At 68.9% G+C, this 3,964-nt stretch carries 4 protein-coding genes; all 4 read right to left on the bottom strand.

Translation table 11 applies throughout. The annotated features are described in order from the left end of the window. Nucleotides 1-174: 174 nt before the first annotated feature. The 4 genes from ACRDSQ_RS02530 to ACRDSQ_RS02515 are packed head-to-tail and all read right to left on the bottom strand — an operon-like array spanning nt 175 to nt 3,857. Nucleotides 175-1,200, bottom strand: coding sequence for a LacI family DNA-binding transcriptional regulator (locus tag ACRDSQ_RS02530; RefSeq protein WP_431418386.1), 1,026 nt, complete (start codon nt 1,198-1,200; stop codon nt 175-177). Then, a complete protein-coding gene (locus ACRDSQ_RS02525; protein WP_431418385.1) occupies nt 1,197-2,534 on the bottom strand; it encodes a GH1 family beta-glucosidase in 1,338 nt (445 codons plus the stop codon). Before ACRDSQ_RS02525 ends, ACRDSQ_RS02530 begins: the two co-directional genes overlap by 4 nt. Continuing rightward, nucleotides 2,531-3,316: a carbohydrate ABC transporter permease gene (locus ACRDSQ_RS02520; protein WP_431418383.1), complete on the bottom strand. Its 786-nt coding sequence runs from the start codon at nt 3,314-3,316 to the stop codon at nt 2,531-2,533. Before ACRDSQ_RS02520 ends, ACRDSQ_RS02525 begins: the two co-directional genes overlap by 4 nt. A 13-nt stretch (nt 3,317-3,329) precedes the next feature. After that, entirely contained in the window at nt 3,330-3,857 is a 528-nt protein-coding gene (locus tag ACRDSQ_RS02515) for a hypothetical protein (protein WP_431418382.1), read from the bottom strand. Nucleotides 3,858-3,964: the final 107 nt, after the last annotated feature.

The following is a 3,964-nucleotide window of genomic DNA, read 5'->3' as shown; positions in this document are numbered from 1 at the left end:
CCTAAGATTCCCATCCAGAACCCTTTCGTCTCCCCCAAAAAAAGAGACAGACGCACCACCTACGAACCTCCTTCCGCACCACGCACCACCCAGGCTCCCTCCGCACGACAGAATGACCAAACCTGCCCGGGGTTCGGCCGCGGCAAGTCCATTGCCGCGGTGGATCTTCTGATCTCAGGCGGATTCCCGCTCCACCAAACGCGTCGGCAGGATCACCGGGGAACTCGGTGGGTCGCCGCCGATTTGGGTGAGGAGTAGTTCGGCCATGATCCGGGCCTGGTCGACCACCGGCTGGTGGATGGTCGTCAGCGGCGGCTCGGTGTGTTGGGCCATCTCGATGTCGTCGTAGCCGACCACCGCGACGTCGTCCGGGACCCGTCGCCCGGCGGCTCGGAGGGCTCTTAGGGCGCCGATGGCCATCAGGTCGCTGGCGACGAAGACGGCGTCGGTGGCTGGGTGGCGGCGCAGGATCTCGGCCATGGCCTGTTCGCCGGACTCGCGGGTGAAGGCGCCGCGCGCGATGCGTTGGGGCTTCAGGCCCGCCGCGTGCAGGGTGTCCTGGAAGCCCGTCAGGCGGTCGACGCCTGCGGTCATGTCCGGGGGACCGGTGACGGTCGCGATCCGCGTCCGGCCGCCCGCTATCAGCCGTTCCGTGGCCAGTACGGCGCCGCCGAGGTTGTCGACGTCGACGTAGGTGAGGCCCGGCAGGGGGTGCTGGGGGCGGCCGCCGACGACGGTCGGGACGCCCGCGCTGAGCAGGAGATCCGGCAGTGGGTCATCGCCGTGCATGGACACCAGCAGGACACCGTCGACGTGGCCGCCCCGCACGTAGTCGGCGAGGCGGGCGTGTTCGGCGTCGTTCTGGGCGTTCATCAGGACCAGTTGGACGCCCGTGCCCATCAGGGTCTGGCTGGTCGCGATAATCATGTTGCCGAGGTACGGGTCGGCCAGCACCTTGGCGTCCGGCTCGCGCATGACCAGGGCGATCGAGTCCGTGCGGCGGGTCGCGAGGCTGCGGGCGGCCCGGTTGGGGACGTAGCCGAGGCGGGAAATGGCGGCGTCCACGGTGGCCTTGACCTCGGGGGACACCTTGGGCGAACCGTTGATCACCCTGGACACCGTCGCGCGGGAGACGCCCGCTTCGGCGGCGACCGTGTCGAGGGTCGGCTGCCGCCGTGTGGCCGTCCCGTCCGAGCTCATACCGTCCCGTTGGTCCCATGGTTTTTGATCACTTCGCGATACCAGTATGCGCTGTCCCTCCAGACGCGGCGCTGCGTGGCATAGTCGACGTGGATGATCCCGAACCGTTTCGCGTAGCCGTAGGCCCATTCGAAGTTGTCGAGCAGCGACCACACGAAGTACCCCCGCACATCCACGCCTGCTTGTAGGGCCGCGTGCACGGCGGCGAGGTGGTCGTGGAGGTAGTTCACGCGGTCGGTGTCGTGCACCTCGTCGTCGAAGGCGGCGCCGTTCTCGGTGATCATGATCGGGATCGCCGGGTACTCGTCGCGCAGGCGCGTCAGGATCGAGGTGAGGCCGCCCGCGTCGATCGGCCAGCCCATGGCCGTCAGCGGGCCACTGACCACGGGCCGCACATCCCCGCACCCTGGCCACGCACCGTCTGGTCCTTCGGCGCCGCGTTCCACGACCGCGGGGCTGTAGTAGTTGACGCCCAACAGGTCCATCGGGGTGGCGATCATCGCCTCGTCACCGTCGTGGACGAAGGCCCAGTCGGTGAGCCGCGCGGTGTCGGCGCGGATGTCGGCGGGGTAGCCGCGGCCGAAGAGCGGGTCGAGGAAGATCCGGTTGGCCAGCCCATCGACGCGCCGCGCCGCGTCGTCGTCGGCCGGGGACGCGGGCGTGACGGCGGCCAGGTTCAGCACGATCGACGTCCGCGCAGTGGCGGGCAGGCTGGCCCGGAGCGCCTGGGTGCCGAGCCCGTGGGCGAGCAACAGGTGGTGGGTGGCGCTCAGGGAGACGTCGGGGTCGGTGCGGCCGGGGGCGTGCTCGCCGGAGGAGTAGCCGAGAAACGCCGAGCACCACGGTTCGTTGAGCGTGGTCCACAGCGGCACCCGGTCGCCGAGCCGCCGCGCCACCAGTCCCGCGTACTCGCCGAACCGGGCCGCGGTGTCGCGTTCGGCCCAGCCGCCCGCGTCTTCGAGGTCCTGGGGCAGGTCCCAGTGGTAGAGCGTGAGCATCGGGGTGATGTCGTTGGCCGCCAGTTCGTCGACGAGCCGGTCGTAGAAGTCCAGCCCGGCGGGGTTGGCGGGCCCGCGCCCGGTCGGCTGGATCCGGGGCCACGCCACGGAGAACCGGTAGGCGTCGAGGCCCAGGTCCCGCATCAGGGCGACATCGGAGCGGTACCGGTGGTAGTGGTCGGCCGCGACGTCGCCGGTGTCGCCGCCCGCCACCTTCCCCAGGGTGTGCGCGAAGGTGTCCCAGATGGACTGGCCGCGCCCGCCCTCGCCGACCGCGCCCTCGATCTGGTACGACGCCGTCGCCGCACCCCACATGAAGCCTTCGGGGAACTTCATCCCTTCACCGCGCCCTGCATGATTCCTCCAATTATCTGCCTGCCGAGGACGAGAAACACGATGAGAATCGGGAACGTCGCGATCACCGTCCCGGCCAGCACCAGCGAGTAGTCCACCTCGATACCGCTCGCCGTGTTGGCGATGGCGACCTGCACGGTCGGGTTCTGCGTGTTGAGCAGGATGAGTGGCCAGAAGAGGTCGTTCCAGTAGGTGATGAAGATGAGTAGCCCCAGCACCGCCGCGCCCGGCCGGGCGATGGGCAGCACCAGACTCCAGTAGATGCGCAGCGTGGACGCGCCGTCCACCCGCCCGGCCTCGATCAGCTCGTCGGGCATGGCGGAGGTTAGGTATTGGCGCATGAAGAACACACCGAACGCGCTCACCAGGGCGGGGACGATGACGCCGCGCAGGTCGTTGGACCAGCCGAACCACTGGGTGACCATGATGTAGAGCGGGATGATCGCCAGCTGGGTCGGGACGAGCATCGTCGCCACCACCATCGTGAAGAGCGCGTTGCGGCCGCGGAACTTGAGCTTGGCGAAGGCGAAGCCGGCGAGGGTGGAGGTGAGGACCACCGACACCGTGATGGATCCGGCCACCACCGTGGAGTTGAGCAGCGCCAAGCCGAACTTGCCCTGCACGAACGCGGTGGACAGGTTGTCCCACAGGTTGCCGCCCGGCCCGAGCGGCGGCGGATACCGCCCCACCGAGGACTTGTCGCGGGAGGACACCACCACCGACCAGTACAGCGGAAAAGCCGACACCAGGACGATGGTTATCACTGACGTTTCGCAGTTATGCGGCGGCTGAACTGCTGGTCACGGGCATGGCGGGATATTGATCGAGTGTGGCCTGGCCTGCGGTGACGGCGGTAATTCGGGTTCGCCGGAAGGCGATGAGCATGTCGTCGACGCTCACGTGGGTCTTCTTGCGGTTCCAGGGTGCGCGGGCGCGGGCGGCAGCCGTGTCGGTGTCGGCGGTGCCGTGCCCGGCGTACCACAGGACCAGGATGGTCAGTCCCAGCATCGCGAACGGCACGCTGCGCTCGACCGCGCGGCGTAGCCGGTTGGCGGCGTTCCCGGCGCCGATCAGGATTTTCGAGTCCTTGATCGTTTGTTCCACCGACCACCGGTCGGCGTAGCGGGCGGTGATCGTCTCGACCGATGCGCTGGTGTCGGTGGAGACCAGGGCGATGTCGTAGGGGCGGGTCGAGTCGGTGTCGCGGACCAGCACCACCGTGACCGGGGTGCGGTGCAGCGATCCCCACCACAGACAGGTGATGGTGGCGGCGCGGACTGTCTCGGTCTTCCCGTATCGGGTCACCGATCTCGTTCGCCATGTGGCGCTGGCCGCGAGGTCGGCGCAGGTGCCCAGTCTTTCGCCCTTCCACGCGGGGTGTCCGCGTCGCCCGGTCGGTCCTGGTGGCAGGT

This window comes from Actinokineospora sp., from assembly GCF_050699995.1.
Taxonomy (GTDB): Bacteria; Actinomycetota; Actinomycetes; order Mycobacteriales; family Pseudonocardiaceae; genus Actinokineospora.
The sequence above is the reverse complement of the archived record's forward strand: the minus strand, read 5'-3'. Positions and strand labels throughout refer to the sequence as shown.